The organism is Streptomyces longispororuber (assembly GCF_024448165.1).
Lineage (GTDB): Bacteria > Actinomycetota > Actinomycetes > Streptomycetales > Streptomycetaceae > Streptomyces > Streptomyces longispororuber_A.
Genome location: NZ_JAMOLN010000045.1, coordinates 25,272 through 44,541, shown reverse-complemented (window position 1 = coordinate 44,541; position 19,270 = coordinate 25,272). Strand labels below are relative to the sequence as shown.

Genomic DNA, 19,270 nt, shown 5'->3' with positions numbered 1-19,270 from the left:
AAAAAGAGGGGGCAGGGGGGACCATGAACGGTCCGCAGGGCGGGGCCGCGCCGAGCGGGGCAGCCGTCACCGCTGAGGGGTTCGGGCTGAAGGGGCCGCGCGGCTGGGCGTTCCGCGGCGTCGACATCGACGCGCCGGCCGGGTCCCTGGTCGCGGTCGAGGGGCCGTCCGGCAGCGGCCGCACCTGTCTGCTGCTCGCGCTGACCGGACGCATGCGCCCGGCGGAGGGCGCGGCGGAGGTCGCCGGGTTCCGGCTGCCGAAGCAGATGGGCGCCGTACGCCGGGTGAGCGCGCTCGCGCACGTGCCCGGGGTCACCGACCTCGATCCGGCCCTCACGGTGGCCGAGCACCTGCACGAACGGGCGCTGCTGCAGCGGCGGTTCGACGGCACGCTGCGCGGACTCCTCAGGCCGCCCGCGGAGCGGACCACCGAGGCGAAGCTGCGGATCGACACCGCGCTGACCGCCGCCGGGCTCGACCGCGAGGCCCTGCCCAAGGGCTCCCGCACCGCCGTGCGCGACCTGGAGCGCGTCGAGGCGCTGCGCCTCTCCCTCGCCCTGGCCCTCGTCGGCCGCCCGCGCCTGATCGGCGTCGACGACACCGATCTGAAGCTGTCGGACGCCGAACGGACCGAGGTCTGGGACCTGTTGAGGGCGATCGCCGACGCAGGAACCACCGTCGTGGCCGTGTGCAGCGAGGCCCCTCGGGGCGCGGTCGTCGTGTCGACCGCCCCCGTCCGCACGGCGACCCCCGAAGAGCACTCCGAAGAGGACTCCGAAGCGACCCCCGAAATAACGACCGACACCGACAAGGAGGCGGCCGATGCGCTCGCCGAAGCTGGCCGCGCTTGAGCTCAGGCGCTTCGGCAGGGGGAAACTGCCGCGCGCCGCGCTCGTCGCCCTCCTGCTGCTGCCGCTGCTCTACGGGGCCCTGTACCTGTGGTCGTTCTGGGACCCGTACGGGAAGCTCGACAAGATTCCCGTCGCGCTCGTCAACGACGACCGGGGGGCGACCGCCGCGGGCCGGAAGATCAGCGCCGGTGACGAGATCACCAAGGGGCTGTACGACAGCGACACCTTCCAGTGGCACGAGGTCGGCGCCGCACAGGCCGAGAAGGGCGTCGAGGACGGCACGTACTACCTGTCGCTGACCATGCCGCGGGACTTCAGCAAGCGCATCGCGTCGAGCTCCGGGAACTCTCCGGAGACCAGCGCCCTTCAGGTGCGCACGAACGACGCGAACAACTACATCGTCGGGCAGATCTCCCGGACGGTCTTCTCCGAGGTGCGCTCCGCGGCGTCCACGAAGGCGTCGCGCTCCTTCCTCGACAAGATCTTCATCTCCTTCTCGGACATCCACGACGCGACCAAGAAGGCCGCGGACGGCGCGGACCAGCTCAAGGGCGGCATCGGCCAGGCCAAGAAGGGGTCGAAGGACCTCGCCGACGGTCTGAAGGACGCCAAGAAGGGCAGCGGCGACCTGGCGAGCGGCCTGAAGAAGCTCGACAAGGGGGCCGGCGACCTGGAGACGGGCTCCCGTCAGGTCTCCGACGGCACCCAGGTGCTCGCCGACAAGGTCAACGGCGCGGCCGACAAGGTGCGCCCGTTCCTGAAGGACAACAAGAAGGCGATCGGTGACACGGCCAGGCTGGTCGCCGACTCCGCCGCGGGCGTCCGGCACAACCTGGACGACCTGGTGAAGCTCGCGCCCGCCGCGCACAAGGGCGCCCACGCGGGATCGGACGTCCTCACCGCGATCTACGAGCGGCGCTGCGAGAAGGCGCTGCTGGACGACCCGGCCTGTCCGGACCTGAAGAAGGCGAAGACGGCGGCCGAGGACGTCGCCACCGTCTCCGACGACCTGAACACCCTCATCCAGGACGAGCACGGCGACCTGGACCTCATGGACAGCCATCTGGCGACGCTCCAGAAGCAGTCCGAGGCGCTCGCCGAGCGCGCCCCGACGCTCGACCAGGACGTCGAGACCGCGGTCGCCCAGATCAACAAGCTCAACAAGGGCGCGGGCCGCGTCGCCACGGGCGCCGAGAAGCTGCACACGGGGCTCGGCACGGCGAAGACCGGATCCACCGAACTCGACTCCGGCGTCGGCAGGTTGAAGACCGGGGCGAACGACCTCAACGGCGGCATGTTCAAGCTGGCCGACGGCTCAGGGAAGCTGGCGGGCGGGCTGCACGACGGCGTCCAGAAGATCCCCGACTACGACAAGAAGGACCGCGACCAGCGCACCGGGGTGATGGCCGACCCGGTCCAGCTCGCCTCGCAGTCGCTGCACAAGGCGCCCAACTACGGGACGGGCTTCGCGCCCTACTTCATCCCGCTGTCCCTGTGGGTGGGCGCGATGGTCGCCTACATGCTGATCGCCCCGCTCAACCGGCGGGCACTCGCCGTGGGCGCCTCCTCGTGGCGGGTGGCTCTCGCGGGCTGGCTGCCCGTCGCCGCCCTCGGGCTCCTCCAGGTGGCGGCCCTGATGTCCGTACTGCACTGGGCCCTGGGCCTCCAGATGCTGCACGCGGCCGGCACGGTCGGCTTCCTGTGCCTGGTCACGGCGTGCTTCGCGGCCATCGTGCAGTGGCTGAACGCACGGTTCGGGGCGGCGGGCCGCATCCTCGTGCTCGCCTTCCTGATGCTGCAGCTGACGTCGGCGGGCGGCACGTATCCGGTGCAGACGAGCCCCGGCTTCTTCAACGCGCTGCACCCGTTCCTGCCGATGAGCTACGTCGTCGAGGCCCTGCGGCGGCTGATCTCCGGCGGCGGGCTCGGCCCCGTGTGGCAGGCGTGCGCGGTCCTCGCGGCGTTCACGGCCGGTGCGCTGGCCCTGACGGCCCTGACGGCCCGCCGCAAGCAGGTGTGGACGCTCGACCGGCTGCACCCCGAGCTGAGCCTGTGAGCGCGCCCGCAGGGCGGCCTGTGACAATCAGGGCCATGGAAAGCAGCACACGGCGCCAGGCCACCCGGCAGAAGCTCTACGAGGCCGCTGTCACGCTCATCGCGGAGCAGGGCTTCTCCGCGACGACGGTCGACGAGATCGCCGAGCGCGCCGGGGTCGCGAAGGGCACGGTCTACTACAACTTCGCCAGCAAGTCGGTCCTCTTCGAGGAGCTGCTGCGCCACGGCGTCGGGCTCCTCACCACCTCCTTGCGGGACGCGGCGCAGAAGACGGACGAACGGGGCGGCAGCAAGGTCGACGCCCTGGACGCGATGATCCACGCGGGCCTGGTCTTCATCGACCGGTACCCGGCCTTCACCCAGCTCTACGTGGCGGAGCTGTGGCGCACCAACCGCGCCTGGCAGTCCACGCTCGCCGTGGTCCGCCAGGAGGCGGTGGCCGTCGTGGAGGGCGTGCTGCGCGGCGCCGTGGAGAGCGGCGAGCTGAGCGAGGAGATCGACGTGCCGCTCACGGCGGCCGCGCTCGTGGGCATGGTCCTCGTGGCCGCCCTGGACTGGCAGGCGTTCCAGCCGGAGCGCTCCCTGGACGACGTGCACGCGGCGCTGTCGCTGCTGCTCCAGGGGCGGGTGGGCGGCGGTCAGCCGCTGACCGGCCGGGCCTGACCCGCACGTGAGCGCCGGTCCGGCAGGGCCTGTGGTCATTCTCAGGCCTCACCGGACCGGCGCATCCCCCGTTGCTCCCCCGTAGGACCCCCGTCGGGTCTCCCCCGGGTCCCCCGTGCCTCGCTCCCACCCTGACGGGCGAGAGGAGCGGCCAAGGGCACCGCGTCCGTTCCGCCGCCCCGTGTCGGCGGTACCGGAACCGTGCCCCTCTCCGTGCCCACCACTCTCCCGTCTGCGCAGGTCGGGCCCCATCCGTGTACCTACTCATCTCACCGACTAGGTACGGATACTCAGACCTGCGTGCTCATCCCCAGGCACGGAGAGTTCCGCACTGGTTACGATCTTGTCCGTGTCCGTACTCCCCCTGGTGTTCACCAGTGGCTGGGCGAGCGGCATCAACGCGTACGCGGTGGTCCTGCTGCTCGGCATCTTCGGCGCGACCGGGCTGACCGACGAGGTCCCCGAGTCGTTGCAGCGCCCTGATGTGCTGATCGTGGCGGGAGTGCTCTTCCTGTGCGAGGCCGTCGCCGACAAGATCCCGTACGTGGACTCGGTGTGGGACACGGTGCACACCGTGATCCGGCCGGTGTCCGGGGCGGTCGTGGGGGCGCTGCTCGCCGGGCAGAGCGGGTCGCTGTCCGATCTCGCGGCGGGCGCGATCGGCGGGTCGACGGCGCTGGCCAGTCACACCGTGAAGGCCGGCACCCGGATGGCGATCAACACCTCGCCCGAGCCGGTGTCGAACTTCGTGATGAGCTCCGCCGAGGACCTCGGGGTCGGCGGCATCCTGACGTTCGCGATGTTCCATCCGGAGGCCGCCGCGATCATCGCGGCGGTGCTGCTGTTCCTCGGTCTGGTGCTGCTGTTCCTCCTGATCCGGCGCATCCGCAGGTTCCTGCGCAGACGGGCCCAGCGGCGCGAGGAGAAGCGGCTCGCCCGCGAGGCGCCACCGCCGCCCTGACCTGCGAGCGGCGTTGTCGGTGGCGGCCGATAAAGTCGCCGGCATGGCACGAATTGCGGTGATCGGCGCGGGCATGGGCGCCATGGCGGCCGCCGCTCGGCTGGCCGTCGCGGGCCACCGACCGGTGGTCTTCGAGCGCGCGTCGACGTACGGCGGGGCGGTCGGCAGGTTCGAGCGCGACGGCTTCGCGTTCGACACCGGCCCTGGCCTGCTCCACCTGCCCGCCGTGTACCGCGACCTGTTCGTGAAGACCGGCAAGGAGCCCCTGGAGGACCTCGTCGGCCTCACCCAGGTCGAGCCCGCCGTGCGGCACGTCTTCGCGGACGGCACGACGACGGACCTGCCGAACGCGCGGCGTGCGGGGGTCGCCGAGGCCCTGGACGCGGCGGTCGGCGCGGGCGCCGGCGCGCGCTGGTCGGCGTTCATGAACCGGGCGCGGGAGGCCTGGGACCGCTCCCGGCGCCCCCTCCTCGAAGAGCCCCTCTGGCCGAACTGGCAGGTGCTCGCCGACCGCGAGCCGTACCCGGCGGTGGTCCGGCGGCGCCTGCTGCGCAAGGACCGCGCGGCGACGACGCTCGCCGGCATCGGCGCCCTCGAACTCGGCGGCGACCCCCGCCTGGTGGCGCTCCTGGAGCAGTACGCGCTGGCGTACGGCCTCGATCCCCGCACGGCACCGGCGAGCGCCGCCGTGCTGCCGTACATGGAGCAGACCTTCGGGACGTGGGCGGTGACCGGGGGCCTGCGCGCCCTGGCGGACGCCGTGTACGACCGCTGCCTGAAGCGGAAGGTCGAGTTCAGATTCGGCTCGGCCGTCGCCCGCGTCATCGTGCGGGACGGCCGGGCGTCGGGCGTGGAGCTGGCCGACGGGACGGTGGAGGACGCCGGGTTCGTGGTGGCGGGCGTCGCCCCGCGGGTGCTCGACGGACTGCTGCCCGGGCAGGGCGTCCGGGGCGAGGTCCCGGCCCAGTCCGAGGCGTCGTGGCCCAGCCGCCTCACGGTGCACCTGGCGCTGCGCGGGACCGCGCCGGAGGGCACCCCGCACCGGACCGTGGTGCACGGCCCCGACCGGGACGCCGAGTTGGCGTGGCTCTTCGACGGCGGGGCGCGACCGCCGAGGCCGACGGTCACGGTGCTGCGCGCCGGTGACCCGTCCCAGGTGCCGGACGCGGGGCACGAGGCGGTCACCGTGACCGCGACGGTGCCCTCGCACGCGCGCGTGGCCGAGGCCGAGGTGGAGTCCGTCCTCGCGGCGGCCGAGCGGGCCGTGCCCGGGCTGCGCGAGCGCCTGCTCTGGCACGAGGTCAGGACGCCTCAGGACATCGCCGAGGCGACCGGCGCGGACGGCGGCGCCGTGCCCGCGCCCGCGCTGGCCGCGGCCCAGGGGCGGCTGCTGCACGCGGCGAACGGCACGGAGCTGGCCGGTCTGTTCGCGGTGGGCGGCTGGTCGCACCCCGGCGGCGGACTGCCGCACGCGGGCATGTCGGGGGCGCTGGTGGCGGGCCTGATCGTGGAGGGCCCGGAGTTCCGCGGCTCCCAGTGAGCCGCGGACGGCGGAGCGGGCCGCGGCAGGGGGCCGCGATCCGGCTTCAGTACCGGTACTGCTGCTCGTTGTAGCCCGTGTCGTACCCGGTGTTCGGGTCGTGCTGCGGATAGCCGGGATAGGGCTGCTCGGGCGGGAGTTCACCGCCGTAGTTCTGCTCCTGGCCGTCCCCGCTGCGCTGCTGCGGCACCCAGACGCCGCCGGGCGGGGTGTCCGAGCCGTAGCCCGCGGCCGTCGCGTACGGGTCGGCGTACTGCTGCTGCCCGGTGGCGTACGGATCGCCGTACTGGGGCTGCTGGGGGTAGGTCTGGGCGCCGATGTACGGGTCGGAGTACGGCGCGGCGTACGGCTGCTGGCCGGTGTCGTAGCCGTAGCCCTGCTGCTGGTCGTAGCCGTAGGACGCGGTGTCGTAGCCGTAGCTTTGGGCGCCCTGCGCCGACTGCGCGTACGCGGTGTCGCTGTAGACGCCGTACTGGCCTGTGTCGTCCGGCATCGGCTCGGCCGCGTACACGGTGGTTTGCTCGGCCGGGGACTCCGGGACCGGTGCGTAGGCCTCCTGGGGCGGCTGCTCGTACTCCAGGTCGGAGACCTCGAGCGTGGGGTCCTGGTGGGGCGCTTCCCTGCGACGGCGCTTGTCGGAGCCCGGCTTCTCGGCACCCTCGGGGCCGTGCTTGAGCGCCCAGCCCGCTGCGAAGCCCCGGCGGAACGACAGCGTGACGTACGTCTGGCCGATCGCGAAGGCGATGGCGCCCACGCCGATGACGACCACCGACGGCATCAGGACGCCGAGGACGACTCCGACGAAGCCCACGAAGGCCAGCAACCGCCAGCGCAGCCTCGCCTTGTACTGCAGCAGCACCTCACCGAGGAGCCAGAGTGCCACCAGCCCGAATGCCGCATAGAGGACCGCCCAGCCCATGTACGCCCCTCTCGTACGGCCGTATCCCCCTACGGGTACGGCCCATCAGGCCCGCTGGTCGTGCAGGCCCAGGTTTTCGTAGATTTCCAGCGTCGCCGTGGAGTTGTTGAGCGTAATGAAGTGCAGACCCGGCACTCCCTCGTCAAGCAGCTTGGCGCAAAACTCCGTAGCGAAGTCGATGCCAATGGAGCGTACAGCGGCTGGATCGTCTTTGGCTGTGAGGATCCGCTCTTTCAGCGCCGGAGGGAAGTCGGCGTTGCTGAGCTTGGGCAGGCGTTCGAGCATGCGCACACTCGTCACCGGCATGCATTCCGGGATGATCGGGGTGTCGCAGCCCGCGGCGGCGACCTTGTCGCGCAGCCGCAGGTACTCCTCCGGGTAGAAGAACATCTGGGTGATCGCGTAGTCGGCGCCGGCCCGGCACTTGTCGACGAAGTGCCGCACGTCGGAGTCCCAGTCCGCGGAGCGCGGGTGCATCGCGGGGAACGCGGCGACGCCGACGCAGAAGTCGCCGGACTCCTTGATCAGTTCGACGAGTTCGGCCGCGTACGTCAGGCCCTCCGGGTGCGAGACCCAGTCACCCATCGGGTCGCCCGGCGGGTCACCGCGGACCGCCAGCATGTTCCGGATCCCGGCGTCGGCGTACTGGCCGATGATGTTGCGCAGTTCGGCCACCGAGTGCTCGACGGCGGTGATGTGGGCGACCGGCGTCAGCGTCGTGTCCCCGACGATCTGCTGCGTCTCCTTGACGGTGCCCGCGCGCGTGGAGCCGCCGGCGCCGTACGTGACGGAGACGAAGTCGGGTGCGACCGCCTCGACCCTGCGCAGCGCGTTCCACAGGTTGCGCTCGCCCTTCGCGGTCTTCGGCGCGGAGAACTCGAACGAATACGTCGTCTTGCCGGTCGCGAGCATGTCGCGCACGGTGCGAGCGCGATCAGTCCTGGTGGAAGCGGTGCCAAGGGCCATACGGGCAGGTTACTGACGGAATCCGGTTGCCCCTAATCCCCGTCCACCCTGCGGACAGCGGGCCGGAACGCCTGTTCCCCACCGGTCACACGGTGCGCAGGCGCTTGGCGAACTCGGCCGCCGCGGCACCCGGATCGGCGGCCTCGGTGATCGCCCGGACGACGACGACGCGGCGGGCGCCGGCGTCCAGGACCTCGTCCAGGTTCCCGAGGTCGATGCCGCCGATGGCGAACCAGGGACGGTCGGTGCCGAGGCCCGCCGTGTACCGCACCAGGTCGAGGCCCGGGGCGTACCGGCCGGGCTTCGTGGGCGTCGGCCAGCAGGGGCCGGTGCAGAAGTAGTCCACGCCCTCCTGGACGGCGGCCGCGGCGGCCTCCTCGTCGGCGTGCGTGGAGCGGCCGATCAGGACGTCCTCGCCGAGGATCGCGCGGGCCGCGGGGACCGGCAGGTCGCCCTGGCCCAGGTGCAGCACGTCCGAGCCCGTCGCGTGGGCGACGTCCGCCCGGTCGTTCACCGCGAAGAGCTTGCCGTGGCGGCGGGCCGCTTCGGCGAACACGGCGAGGTGCTCCAGCTCCTCGCCCGCCTCCATGCCCTTGTCGCGCAGCTGCACGATGTCGACGCCGCCGGACAGCACGGCGTCGAGGAACTCCGGCAGGTCGCCCTGGCGCTTGCGCGCGTCGGTGCACAGGTACAGCCGTGCGTCGGCGAGCAGCGCGCGCTTGGAGTCGGCCATGGAAGTCCCCCCGTAGGTGGTGCGGTGTCGGTGGCGTGCGCACCACGCGGGTCGTGGTGCGCACGCCGGACGGTCGTCAGGTCAGACGGCGAGCGCCTGGGCGCGGCGCTTCACCTCCGTGCCGCGATTCTCGCTCAGCGCCTGCGCGGGGGTGCCGGGCAGGGTCGCGTCGGGAGTGAAGAGCCACTCCAGCATCTCTTCGTCGGTGAAGCCGTCGTCCCGCAGGAGCGTCAGGGTCCCGGTGAGGCCCTTGACGATCTTGTCGCCGTCGATGAAGGCGGCGGGCACGTGCAGTGCCCTGTTCTCACCACGGCGTACGGCGATCAGCTGGCCTTCCTTCACCAGCTGCCGCACACGCGTCACCTCGACACCGAACTGCTCGGCGATGTCGGGGAGGGTGAGCCAGTCGGGGACGAGAGCATCCGTCTTTGCGTCAATCTCGGTCACAGGACAAGCGTGCCATCCCGGACTGACACTCGGAAGCCGGGCCCCTCTGACCAGGCGTTCCGTGCGCGCGAACGGGTCGGCCAGGCCGCTCGGGCCGTTCAGGCCACCGCGGTCTTGAGCGGCCGGGCGGGGTCGGCCAGCCTGTCGGGGTCCAGGACGGTGCCCGCCTCGATGAGCTTGCGCCCCTGCGCGAGGTCGCGGGGCTTGCCGACGGCCAGGACGGCCACGAGGGCGCCGTCCCGCAGCCAGCACACCGACCACGCCGCGCCGGCCGGGTCGCCGCGCCAGACCGTTGTGTCGGCGACCTCGTGGTGGCCGGCGTACTGCACGAAGCGGCCGAACTGCTCGGACCAGAAGTAGGGCACCGGGTCGTAGGCGGCCGGGGTCTCGCCGATGATGTTCGCCGCGACGGTGCGGGGCCCCTGCAGCGCGTTGTCCCAGTGGTGGACCATCAGGCGCTTTGCGTAGCGCGTCGACGGGAAGGACGAGCAGTCCCCCACCGCGTACACGTCGGGCACGGAGGTGCGCAGCCGCTCGTCCGCCACCACCTCGCGGTGGGCGCCCAGTTCGATGCCGGAGCCGGCCAGCCAGCGGGTGGCGGGGCGGGCCCCGATGCCGACGACGACGGCGCCCGCGGGCAGCCGTGTGCCGTCGTCCAGGACCACCGCCCCCTCCTCGACGCTCGCCACGCGCGCGTGGGTGCGCAGCCGGGCTCCGGCGTCGGCGTACCAGGCCGTCATGGGGGCGGCGATCTCCGCGGGCAGCGCCCCGGCCAGCGGTCGCTCGGCCGCCTCCACGACGGTGACCCGGCAGCCCGCCTCGCGGGCCGCTGTGGCGAACTCGGCACCGATCCAGCCGGCCCCGACGACGACCACGTCGCGCTGCTCGGCGAGGACCGGGCGCAGCCGCTCCGCGTCGTCGAGGGTGCGCAGCAGGTGCGTGCCGGGCATGGCGTGCGCGCCCGGCAGCCGGACCGGTTCGGCGCCGGTGGCGACGACCAGGACGTCGTACGGGACCGGGCCGTGGGCCGTGTCGAGCTCGTGGTCGGCGGGGCGCAGGCCGGTGACCTCACGGCCGAGTTCCAGGGTGACGCCGAGCGCCTCGAAGTCGACGTCGAAGGCCGAGCCCTCGGCCTTGCCGAGCAGGACGGCCTTGGACAGCGGCGGGCGGTCGTAGGGCTGGTGGGGTTCGGCGCCGATGAGCGTGACGGCGCCGGGGAACCCCTGTTCGCGCAGCGCCACCGCCGTCTGCACGCCGGCCATGCCCGCGCCCACGATGACGACGTTCCGCTGCCCCGTGGGCGTCCCGTTCCCGCTCCGCTGCTCACTCACGGGATCACCTTAGGCACCTGATCTTGTGTCAGTCAGCGGCGTGGGCCACTCCCGGCCCGTGACGTCCTGCACACGTGTCACCGGTTTAGTGATCAAGCAGGTGCGGTGATCTCCTCGACGACGCTGGTCCCGCTGCCCTCCTGCGACTCCCAGGCCCAGGTCTCGTCGAGCCGCACGCGCCCGTCGGGCCGTTCGGACACGACGGAGACGCAGTGCCCCGACGACGTGCTGCCGTCGGTCCTCAACTGGACGTAGCGGAAGTCGAGCCGGTCGCCGGCGCGCGTCCCCACGAGGTGTCCCCGCACGACGTCGCCGCCTTCGTAGTCGGCCCAGATCCGGCCGTCCCGCTCGTGGTAGCGGAAGCGCGTCCTGGTTCCCACCTGCCCCGGCGCCTGGTCGGCTACGGGGGCGAGGACGAGACCGTCGAGGGATCGGGCCACGGGCGGAGGCTCCCTTACTGGGGCTGACGGCGAAGAGTTAGGGTGGCCAACGTAAAGCACTCGCGGGAGCCCGTACGCAGCGGGCTGAGAGGGAGGCTGGAGCGGCCTCCGACCGTACGAACCTGATCCGGGTCATGCCGGCGAAGGGAGGGGCTGGACGCCCATGTCGCGTACGCCGAGCACCACCACCGACGCAGTCGTCGTCGGGGGCGGCATCATCGGTCTGGTCACCGCGTGGAGGGCCGCGCAGCGCGGTCTGTCCGTCGCGGTCGTGGACCCCGAACCGGGTGGCGGGGCCGCCCAGGTGGCGGCCGGGATGCTGGCCGCCGTCACCGAACTCCACTACGGCGAGCAGACGTTGCTGGGCCTCAACGTCGAGTCGGCGCGGCGCTATCCGGAGTTCGCCGCGGAGCTGTCCGAGGCGTCGGGCCGGGACCTCGGCTACCGCGCGTGCGGCACGCTGGCCGTCGCCCTCGACGCGGACGACCGGGCACACCTGCGGGAACTGCACGCCCTGCAGCGGAAGTCGGGCCTGGAGTCCGAGTGGCTGTCGGGCCGGGAGTGCCGCCGCCTGGAGCCGATGCTCGCGCCGGGCGTGCGCGGGGGCCTGCGGGTCGACGGTGACCACCAGATCGACCCGAGAAGGCTCGCGGGCGCCCTCGTGACGGCCTGCGAGCGGTCCGGTGTGGTCTTCCACCGGACGTGGGCCGAACGGCTCTCCGTCGTACGGGGCCGGGCCCGCGGGATCGTCCTCGCGGACGGCGGCGAGCTCGCGGCGGACCAGGTCGTGCTCGCGGGAGGCAGCCGCAGCGGTCAGCTGGCGGGGGTGCCCGACGAGGTGCTGCCGCCGGTCCGGCCGGTCAAGGGCCAGGTCCTGCGGCTGACGGTGCCGAAGCGGTACGCGCCGTTCCTGAGCCGCACGGTCCGCGCCGTGGTCCGCGGCAGCCACGTCTACCTGGTGCCGCGCGTCAACGGCGAACTGGTCGTCGGTGCCACCACCGAGGAGCTCGGCTGGGACACCGAGGTCACGGCGGGCGGCGTCTACGAACTGCTGCGCGACGCCCACGAACTCGTCCCCGGCATCACCGAGCTGCCGCTGACCGAGACCCGCGCGGGCCTGCGCCCCGGCTCTCCGGACAACGCGCCGCTGCTCGGTCCGACGGCGCTGCCCGGACTCCTCCTGGCCACCGGCCACTACCGCAACGGCGTGCTGCTCACGCCGGTCACCGGCGACGCCATGGCGCAGGTCCTGGCCACCGGTGAACTCCCGGAAGAGGCCCGCCCGTTCACCCCCAGGCGCTTCAGCGGCGCCTCCTTGGAGCAGCCCGCATGAACGTATCCGTCAACGGTGAGTCGCGCGCGGTGGCGTCCGGCACCACCCTGGACGCCCTCGTGGCCACCCTCACCGCCGCGCACTCCGGTGTCGCGGCCGCGCTCAACGAGACCGTCGTCCCGCGCGCCCAGTGGCCCGTCACGGCGCTCTCCGAAGGAGACCGCGTCGAAGTGCTCACCGCCGTACAAGGAGGCTGACTCGACCATGGCTGACGACGCTTTCGTCCTCGGCGGCACCACCTACTCCTCGCGCCTGATCATGGGCACGGGAGGGGCGCCGAGCCTCGACGTCCTGGAACGCTCCCTGACCGCGTCGGGCACCGAGCTCACCACGGTGGCCATGCGCCGGGTGAACGCCGGCGTCCACGGGTCGGTGCTGTCGGTCCTGGAGAAGCTCGGCATCGGGGTGCTGCCGAACACGGCGGGCTGCTTCACCGCGGGAGAGGCGGTCCTCACGGCCCGCCTCGCGCGCGAGGCGCTCGGCACGGACCTGATCAAGCTGGAGGTCATCGCGGACGAGCGCACCCTCCTGCCGGACCCGGTCGAGCTGCTCGACGCGGCCGAGACGCTGGTGGACGACGGGTTCACGGTGCTTCCCTACACGAACGACGACCCGGTCCTCGCCCGGAAGCTGGAGGACGTGGGCTGCGCGGCGGTCATGCCGCTCGGTTCCCCGATCGGCTCCGGGCTCGGCATCCGCAACCCGCACAACTTCCAGCTGATCGTCGAGCACGCGCGCGTGCCGGTGATCCTGGACGCGGGCGCGGGCACGGCCTCCGATGTGGCGCTCGCCATGGAACTGGGGTGCGCGGGTGTGATGCTCGCCTCCGCGGTGACCCGCGCGCAGGAGCCGGTCCTGATGGCCGAGGGCATGCGGCACGCGGTCGAGGCCGGCCGCCTCGCGTACCGTGCCGGACGCATCCCCAAGCGCCATTTCGCGGCGGCGTCGTCCCCTTCGGAGGGGCAGGCGCGGCTGGATCCCGAACGCCCCGCGTTCTGATCGCACGCCCGGTCACAGCTCTGCTGCAGTACGGATCCGGTCCCGCCGCACGGGACCGGCCTGTCGGTGGCTCCTCGTAGACTCGCTGCGTGGACACGACCCTTCAGGACCCGTTGCTCGGGCATGTGCTCGACGGCCGGTACCGCATCGACGCACGCATCGCGGTCGGCGGGATGGCCACGGTCTACCGGGCCGTGGACACCCGCCTCGACCGGGTGCTCGCGCTCAAGGTGATGCACCCCTCGCTCGCGGCCGACGCCTCGTTCGTCGACCGCTTCATCCGCGAGGCCAAGTCCGTCGCCCGCCTCTCGCACCCCAATGTGGTCGGCGTGTACGACCAGGGCACGGACGGCGCGTACGTGTATCTGGCGATGGAGTACATCGCGGGCTGCACGCTCCGTGACGTGCTGCGGGACCGGGGAGCGCTCAGGCCGCGCGCGGCGCTGGACATCCTGGAGCCGGTCCTCGCCGCGCTCGGGGCGGCGCACCGCGCGGGCTTCGTGCACCGCGACATGAAGCCGGAGAACGTCCTGATAGGGGACGACGGCCGGGTGAAGGTGGCGGACTTCGGTCTCGTCCGCGCGGTGGACTCGGTCACGAACACGACGGGTTCGGTCCTCGGCACGGTGTCGTACCTGGCTCCCGAGCAGATCGAGGACGGCACGGCGACCGCGAGCGTGGACGTGTACGCGTGCGGGGTCGTGCTCTACGAGATGCTGACCGGCGCCAAGCCGCACTCCGGGGAGACCCCCGCCCAGATCCTGTACAAGCACCTGAACGAGGACGTGCCGCCGCCCTCCGCGCTGGTCCCCGGCCTCCCGTTCGAGCTGGACGAGCTGGTCGCGTCGGCCACTGCCCGCACCCCCGCGGTCCGCCCGCACGACGCGGTGGCACTGCTCGGCGACGTCAGGAACGCCAGGTCGGCGCTCAGCGACGCCCAGTTGGACGCGGTGCCGCCGCAGGCCCGCGACACCGAGCACGCGGGCGCCGACGACCGTACGAGCGTGATCCCGCGGGCGGTCCGGACGAACGCGGTGCAGCTGCCGCTGCCCGCCCCGGAGGACGAGCTCAACCGCACGAGCCGCCTGGCGACCCCACCGCCGGCGCCGCCCGCGCCCGCGCGGCGCCCGGGCGGCCGCGGCCCGCGGCGCGGCGTGTTCCTGGTCGTCGCCGCGGTGCTGCTGGCCCTCGGCGTGGGGGCGGGCGTCTGGTACATCAACTCGGGGCAGTTCACGAAGGTCCCCGCCCTGCTCACCAAGACCGAGGCGCAGGCGAAGCAGCGGCTCGACGAGGCCGGGCTGCAGACCGGCCGGATCACGCGCGCGTACAGCGACGCGTACAAGCGCGGCACGGTGATGGCCACCGATCCCGAGTCGGGTGCCCGCATCCGGGACGACGGCACGGTGAACCTGACGGTGTCCAAGGGCCCGGAGACGGTGAAGGTCCCCGACCTGAAGGGCACCCCGCTCGCCACGGCGAAGAGCGACCTGGAGGGCCGGGGCCTGGCACCCGGCATGATCACCAGGTCGTTCAGCGAGGAGATCCCGAAGGGCTCCGTGATCAGCACGGACCCGGCGGCGGGCGCGACCCGCAAGTCCGGTTCCGCGGTCGCCCTGGTCGTCTCCAAGGGCACGCCGGTCGACGTCCCCGACGTCACGGGCGACTCCGAGGACGACGCCGTCGCCGAGCTGGAGGAGGCCGGTCTGAAGGTGGAGATCGCCACGGACCGGGTCAACTCCGAGGAGGACAAGGGCGATGTGGCCGAGCAGTCCCCCAGTGCGGGCAAGCTGCTCGCCGAGGGCGACACGGTGACGCTGACGATCTCCAAGGGCCCCGTGATGGTCGAGGTCCCGGACGTCACGGGCAAGAAGGTCGACGAGGCGCACGCCGAGCTGGAGGCCGCCGGCTTCAAGGTCGACGAGGACCGCGGTCTGCTCGGTCTCTTCGGTGACACGGTGAAGGACCAGTCCGTGGAGGGCGGGGACGAGGCGCCCAAGGGGTCGTCGATCACGATCACCATCCGGTAGGACCACGGGGCCGGGCGGGTGACGCTCCGGCCCCATGACACCCTTGACCGGGTGAACAGCAGCATCCGCAACCCGATCGGCGGTCACGTCCCCGTGGCCGGCGGCCTCGCCTCCGTGGGGCTCTCCTACGCCCACGAGCTGAAGGCCGAGACCGTCCAGGTCTTCGTGGCCAACCCGCGCGGCTGGGCCACTCCTCCCGGCAACCCGAAGCAGGACGAGGAGTTCCGTGCCCGGTGCGCCGCCGAGGGCGTACCGGCGTACGTGCACGCCCCGTACCTGATCAACTTCGGCTCGCACACCGAGGCCACCGTCGAGAAGTCCGTGGAGTCCCTGCGGCACTCGCTGCGCAGGGCCCGCGCGATCGGCGCCCTCGGCGTCGTCGTGCACACCGGGTCCGCGACGGGCGGCCGTGAGCGTGGTGTCGCGCTCGCCCAGGTCCGGGAGCGGATGCTGCCGCTGCTCGACGAGCTGACCCACGACGACGACCCGTTCCTGCTGCTGGAGTCGACGGCGGGCCAGGGCGCGTCGCTGTGCTCGCGCACGTGGGACTTCGGCCCGTACTTCGACGCCCTCGACCACCACCCCAAGCTGGGCGTCTGCCTCGACACCTGTCACATCTTCGCGGCGGGCCACGACCTGACGGGCCCGGCCGGCATGACGCAGACGCTGGACCTGCTCGTGGAGACGGTCGGCGAGGGCCGGCTCAAGCTGATCCACGCCAACGACTCCAAGGACGTCGTGGGCGCCCACAAGGACCGTCACGAGAACATCGGCTCCGGCCACATCGGGGCGGACCCGTTCCGCGCGCTCATGGCGCACCCGGCGACCGAGAACGTCCCGCTGATCATCGAGACGCCCGGCGGCAAGGAGGGGCACGCGGCGGACGTCGCCCGCCTCAAGGAGCTGCGCGGCTGACGATCGCCCCGCCGGTAGGGACAGGCCCTAGAGCTCGGGGCCTTCCCCGGGCCCTTCCTGGTACGAGTACCGCTGCTCACGCCACGGGTCGCCCACGTTGTGGTACCCGCGCTCCTCCCAGAACCCGCGCCGGTCCGCGGTCATGTACTCGACGCCGCGCACCCACTTCGGCCCCTTCCAGGCGTACAGGTGCGGGACCACGAGACGCAGCGGGAAGCCGTGCTCGGCGGTGAGCAGTTCGCCGCCCTTGTGGGTCGCGAAGACGGTGCGCTCGGAGGCGAAGTCCGCGAGCCGCAGGTTCGAGCTGAACCCGTACTCGGCCCAGACCATCACATGCGTGACCGCGGGGTCGGGCGGGGCCAGCTCCAGGATCGTGGCGGCCCGCACGCCGCCCCATTCGGCGCCGAGCATGCTGAACTTCGTCACGCAGTGCAGATCGCCCACGACGGTCGCGTACGGCAGCGCCGAGAACTCCTCGTGGTTCCAGCAGTGCTTCTCACCGTCGGCGGTGGCGCCGAAGACCCTGAACTCCCAGCGCTCGGGCCGGAACTTGGGCACCGGGCCGTAGTGCGTGACCGGCCAGCCGCGCTGCAGGCGCTGCCCCGGCGGAAGCTCCGGCTGCACTGCTCCCCCAGACTCGCGACCCACCGGATGACCCATGCCTCCATCCTGACAGACCTCGGGCAGTGGACGTGACCACGCGGCCTCCGACGGCCCGCGGTCGATCATCGATTCGGGCAACTCCTACTAAGCATGCACTTACTGGACGCTTTTCTGTGCCGATGCAAGGATGCGCGGAACCTGCCCAGTCACCCTCTTGGAAGGAGCCTCTGCGATGCAGGGCGACCCCGAGGTCATCGAATTTCTCAACGAGCAGCTGACCGCCGAACTGACGGCGATCAACCAGTACTTCCTGCACGCCAAGATGCAGGAGAACTTCGGCTGGACGAAGCTCGCGAAGTACACGCGGCACGAGTCGTTCGACGAGATGAAGCACGCGGAGGTGCTGACCGACCGGATCCTGTTCCTGGACGGCCTGCCCAACTACCAGCGGCTCTTCCACGTCCGGGTCGGCCAGACGGTCACCGAGATGTTCCAGGCCGACCGGCAGATCGAGGTCGAGGCGATCGACCGGCTGAAGCGGGGCATCGAGGTGATGCGCGCCAAGGGCGACATCACGTCCGCAAACATCTTCGAGTCGATCCTCGAGGACGAGGAGCACCACATCGACTACCTGGACACGCAGCTGGAGCTGGTGGACAAGCTCGGTGAGGCGCTCTACATCGCCCAGCTCATCGAGCAGCCGGAGAGCTGATCAGGCGGCTTCCGGGAGCTCCGCCCGCGGCGCGAGGGCGACGGCCGAGTCACCCTGCTCGACCAGCTCTCGACGGGGGCACGCGCCGCGGCCGAGGAGGGCCTGGATCCGGCGCACGCACGACCCGCAGTCGGTGCCGGCCTTGCAGGCCGAGGCTATCTGGCGGGGGGTGCAGGCACCGTCCTCCGCGTGCTTCTTGACCTGCGCCTCGGTGACCCCGAAGCAGTTGCAGACGTACACGCGGTTCCACCTCCCGGTCGGGACTCATAGGTAGTGCCGTCCCGATTGATCGGTGAGGCTAACCTAACCTTACCCGCCGGGCCGGAAGCACAAAAGTGCCGTGGGGCGCGGATCCCTGTGATCCGCGCCCCACGGCGTTACGTACGGTCAGTGAACGTCACTGGTCGCGGTACATCTCCGCCACCAGGAACGCCAGGTCGAGCGACTGGCTGCGGTTCAGGCGCGGGTCGCAGGCCGTCTCGTAGCGCTGGTGCAGGTCGTCGACGAAGATCTCGTCGCCGCCGCCCACGCACTCGGTGACGTCGTCACCGGTGAGCTCGACGTGGATGCCGCCCGGGTGCGTGCCGAGCGCCTTGTGGACCTCGAAGAAGCCCTTGACCTCGTCGAGCACGTCGTCGAAGCGCCGGGTCTTGTGACCGGAGGCCGCCTCGTACGTGTTGCCGTGCATCGGGTCGGTGATCCAGGCGACGGTCGCGCCGGAGGCGGTGACCTTCTCGACCAGCTCGGGCAGCTTGTCGCGGACCTTGTCGGCACCCATGCGGACGATGAAGGTCAGCCGGCCCGGCTCGCGGTCCGGGTCGAGGCGCTCGATGTACTGCAGCGCCTCCTCGGCCGTCGTGGTCGGGCCGAGCTTGATGCCGATCGGGTTGCGGATCTTCGAGGCGAACTCGATGTGCGCGCCGTCCAGCTGACGGGTGCGCTCGCCGATCCAGACCATGTGGCCCGAGACGTCGTACAGGTTGCCCGTCCGCGAGTCCACGCGGGTCAGCGCCGACTCGTAGTCGAGCAGCAGCGCCTCGTGGGACGCGTAGAACTCGACCGTCTGGAACTCGGCCGGGTCGGTACCGCAGGCGCGCATGAAGTTCAGCGCGTTGTCGATCTCACGGGCGAGCTGCTCGTAGCGCTGGCCGGACGGGGACGACTTCACGAAGTCCTGGTTCCAGGCGTGCACCTGGCGCAGGTCCGCGTAGCCCCCCGTGGTGAAGGCACGCACCAGGTTCAGCGTCGAGGCGGACGCGTGGTACATCCGCTTCAGGCGCTCGGGGTCCGGGATGCGGGCGGCCTCGGTGAACTCGAAGCCGTTGACGGAGTCGCCGCGGTAGGTCGGCAGGGTGACGCCGTCGCGGGTCTCGGTCGGCTTGGAGCGCGGCTTGGAGTACTGGCCGGCGATGCGGCCGACCTTCACGACCGGCACCGAGGCGGCGTACGTCAGCACGGCGCCCATCTGGAGCAGGGTCTTCAGCTTGTTCCGGATGTGATCTGCGGAGACGGCGTCGAAGGCCTCGGCGCAGTCGCCGCCCTGGAGGAGGAACGCCTCTCCCTTGGCGACGGCAGCCAGTCGGGCGCGCAGCTGATCGCACTCGCCCGCGAAGACGAGCGGCGGATACGACTCGAGCTCCGCGATCACATCGCGCAGAGCCTCGGCATCGGGGTACTCGGGCTGCTGCGCCGCGGGCAGGTCTCGCCAGGTGTTGCCAGCGCTTGCGCTGGTCTTAGCGTTCACGGTCACCTCGCCAACATTACGGGTTCATGTC

Annotated in this window: 20 protein-coding genes and 1 riboswitch; of the genes, 11 read left to right on the top strand and 9 right to left on the bottom strand. The window is 71.8% G+C overall.

Annotation, left to right across the window (positions count from 1 at the left end):
* Positions 1-23 precede the first annotated feature (23 nt).
* From M4J07_RS15625 to M4J07_RS15605, 5 genes are all read left to right on the top strand, one after another.
* The gene (locus M4J07_RS15625; RefSeq protein WP_255972213.1) at positions 24-851 is read left to right on the top strand and encodes an ATP-binding cassette domain-containing protein; all 828 of its coding nucleotides are present in this window, start codon (positions 24-26) and stop codon (positions 849-851) included.
* The gene (locus M4J07_RS15620) at positions 823-2,907 is read left to right on the top strand and encodes a YhgE/Pip family protein (protein WP_255972212.1); all 2,085 of its coding nucleotides are present in this window, start codon (positions 823-825) and stop codon (positions 2,905-2,907) included. The genes M4J07_RS15625 and M4J07_RS15620 overlap by 29 nt, the downstream gene beginning before the upstream one ends.
* A gap of 35 nt (positions 2,908-2,942) precedes the next feature.
* A complete protein-coding gene (locus tag M4J07_RS15615; RefSeq protein ID WP_255972210.1) occupies positions 2,943-3,569 on the top strand; it encodes a TetR/AcrR family transcriptional regulator in 627 nt (208 codons plus the stop codon).
* Between the two features lie 349 nt (positions 3,570-3,918).
* Positions 3,919-4,530, top strand: a complete 612-nt coding sequence (locus M4J07_RS15610; protein WP_255972208.1) for a DUF4126 domain-containing protein — start codon at positions 3,919-3,921, stop codon at positions 4,528-4,530.
* 43 nt (positions 4,531-4,573) lie between these two features.
* On the top strand, positions 4,574-6,070 hold the full coding sequence (locus M4J07_RS15605) for a phytoene desaturase family protein (protein ID WP_255972207.1): 1,497 nt from the start codon (positions 4,574-4,576) through the stop codon (positions 6,068-6,070).
* 46 nt (positions 6,071-6,116) lie between these two features.
* On the opposite strand, the gene M4J07_RS15600 is transcribed toward M4J07_RS15605, so the two are convergent.
* From M4J07_RS15600 to M4J07_RS15575, 6 genes are all read right to left on the bottom strand, one after another.
* Positions 6,117-6,989: a hypothetical protein gene (locus M4J07_RS15600; RefSeq protein WP_255972205.1), complete on the bottom strand. Its 873-nt coding sequence runs from the start codon at positions 6,987-6,989 to the stop codon at positions 6,117-6,119.
* 45 nt (positions 6,990-7,034) lie between these two features.
* Positions 7,035-7,955: a methylenetetrahydrofolate reductase [NAD(P)H] gene (gene metF / locus M4J07_RS15595; RefSeq protein WP_255972203.1), complete on the bottom strand. Its 921-nt coding sequence runs from the start codon at positions 7,953-7,955 to the stop codon at positions 7,035-7,037.
* An 85-nt stretch (positions 7,956-8,040) separates the two neighbouring features.
* Complete coding sequence (thiE, locus tag M4J07_RS15590) at positions 8,041-8,688, bottom strand: thiamine phosphate synthase (RefSeq protein WP_255972201.1); 648 nt, start codon at positions 8,686-8,688, stop codon at positions 8,041-8,043.
* An 81-nt stretch (positions 8,689-8,769) separates the two neighbouring features.
* The gene (locus tag M4J07_RS15585; RefSeq protein WP_255972200.1) at positions 8,770-9,135 is read right to left on the bottom strand and encodes an Rv2175c family DNA-binding protein; all 366 of its coding nucleotides are present in this window, start codon (positions 9,133-9,135) and stop codon (positions 8,770-8,772) included.
* A 98-nt stretch (positions 9,136-9,233) separates the two neighbouring features.
* The gene (locus M4J07_RS15580) at positions 9,234-10,397 is read right to left on the bottom strand and encodes an NAD(P)/FAD-dependent oxidoreductase (RefSeq protein WP_255972240.1); all 1,164 of its coding nucleotides are present in this window, start codon (positions 10,395-10,397) and stop codon (positions 9,234-9,236) included.
* A gap of 161 nt (positions 10,398-10,558) precedes the next feature.
* On the bottom strand, positions 10,559-10,906 hold the full coding sequence (locus M4J07_RS15575; RefSeq protein ID WP_255972198.1) for a hypothetical protein: 348 nt from the start codon (positions 10,904-10,906) through the stop codon (positions 10,559-10,561).
* A gap of 52 nt (positions 10,907-10,958) precedes the next feature.
* Positions 10,959-11,072: riboswitch (TPP riboswitch) on the top strand.
* Between M4J07_RS15575 and thiO the strand changes: the two genes are divergently transcribed.
* The 5 genes from thiO (at position 11,070) to M4J07_RS15550 (ending at position 16,180) form a co-directional block, all read left to right on the top strand.
* The gene (thiO, locus tag M4J07_RS15570) at positions 11,070-12,239 is read left to right on the top strand and encodes a glycine oxidase ThiO (protein WP_255972196.1); all 1,170 of its coding nucleotides are present in this window, start codon (positions 11,070-11,072) and stop codon (positions 12,237-12,239) included. Its footprint overlaps the riboswitch before it by 3 nt.
* On the top strand, positions 12,236-12,436 hold the full coding sequence (gene thiS / locus M4J07_RS15565; RefSeq protein ID WP_255972195.1) for a sulfur carrier protein ThiS: 201 nt from the start codon (positions 12,236-12,238) through the stop codon (positions 12,434-12,436). The genes thiO and thiS overlap by 4 nt, the downstream gene beginning before the upstream one ends.
* Before the next feature lie 7 nt (positions 12,437-12,443).
* Positions 12,444-13,238, top strand: a complete 795-nt coding sequence (locus M4J07_RS15560; RefSeq protein ID WP_255972193.1) for a thiazole synthase — start codon at positions 12,444-12,446, stop codon at positions 13,236-13,238.
* A gap of 89 nt (positions 13,239-13,327) precedes the next feature.
* The gene (gene pknB / locus M4J07_RS15555) at positions 13,328-15,265 is read left to right on the top strand and encodes a Stk1 family PASTA domain-containing Ser/Thr kinase (RefSeq protein WP_255972192.1); all 1,938 of its coding nucleotides are present in this window, start codon (positions 13,328-13,330) and stop codon (positions 15,263-15,265) included.
* Positions 15,266-15,316: 51 nt separating this feature from the next.
* Positions 15,317-16,180, top strand: coding sequence for a deoxyribonuclease IV (locus M4J07_RS15550; RefSeq protein WP_255972190.1), 864 nt, complete (start codon positions 15,317-15,319; stop codon positions 16,178-16,180).
* Positions 16,181-16,207: 27 nt separating this feature from the next.
* Here M4J07_RS15550 and M4J07_RS15545 read toward each other — a convergent pair whose 3' ends face one another.
* Positions 16,208-16,840 carry a sulfite oxidase-like oxidoreductase gene (locus tag M4J07_RS15545; RefSeq protein WP_255972188.1) on the bottom strand — a complete coding sequence of 211 codons (633 nt, stop codon included), beginning with the start codon at positions 16,838-16,840 and terminating at the stop codon, positions 16,208-16,210.
* A 175-nt stretch (positions 16,841-17,015) separates the two neighbouring features.
* Here M4J07_RS15545 and bfr point away from each other — a divergent pair, with 175 nt between their 5' ends.
* Positions 17,016-17,495, top strand: coding sequence for a bacterioferritin (gene bfr / locus M4J07_RS15540; RefSeq protein ID WP_255972186.1), 480 nt, complete (start codon positions 17,016-17,018; stop codon positions 17,493-17,495).
* Here bfr and M4J07_RS15535 read toward each other — a convergent pair whose 3' ends face one another.
* Positions 17,496-17,735 carry a (2Fe-2S)-binding protein gene (locus tag M4J07_RS15535; protein WP_255972184.1) on the bottom strand — a complete coding sequence of 80 codons (240 nt, stop codon included), beginning with the start codon at positions 17,733-17,735 and terminating at the stop codon, positions 17,496-17,498. It abuts the gene before it with no gap.
* A 157-nt stretch (positions 17,736-17,892) separates the two neighbouring features.
* Positions 17,893-19,245: a class II 3-deoxy-7-phosphoheptulonate synthase gene (locus tag M4J07_RS15530; RefSeq protein ID WP_255972182.1), complete on the bottom strand. Its 1,353-nt coding sequence runs from the start codon at positions 19,243-19,245 to the stop codon at positions 17,893-17,895.
* Between the last annotated feature and the right edge of the window lie 25 nt (positions 19,246-19,270).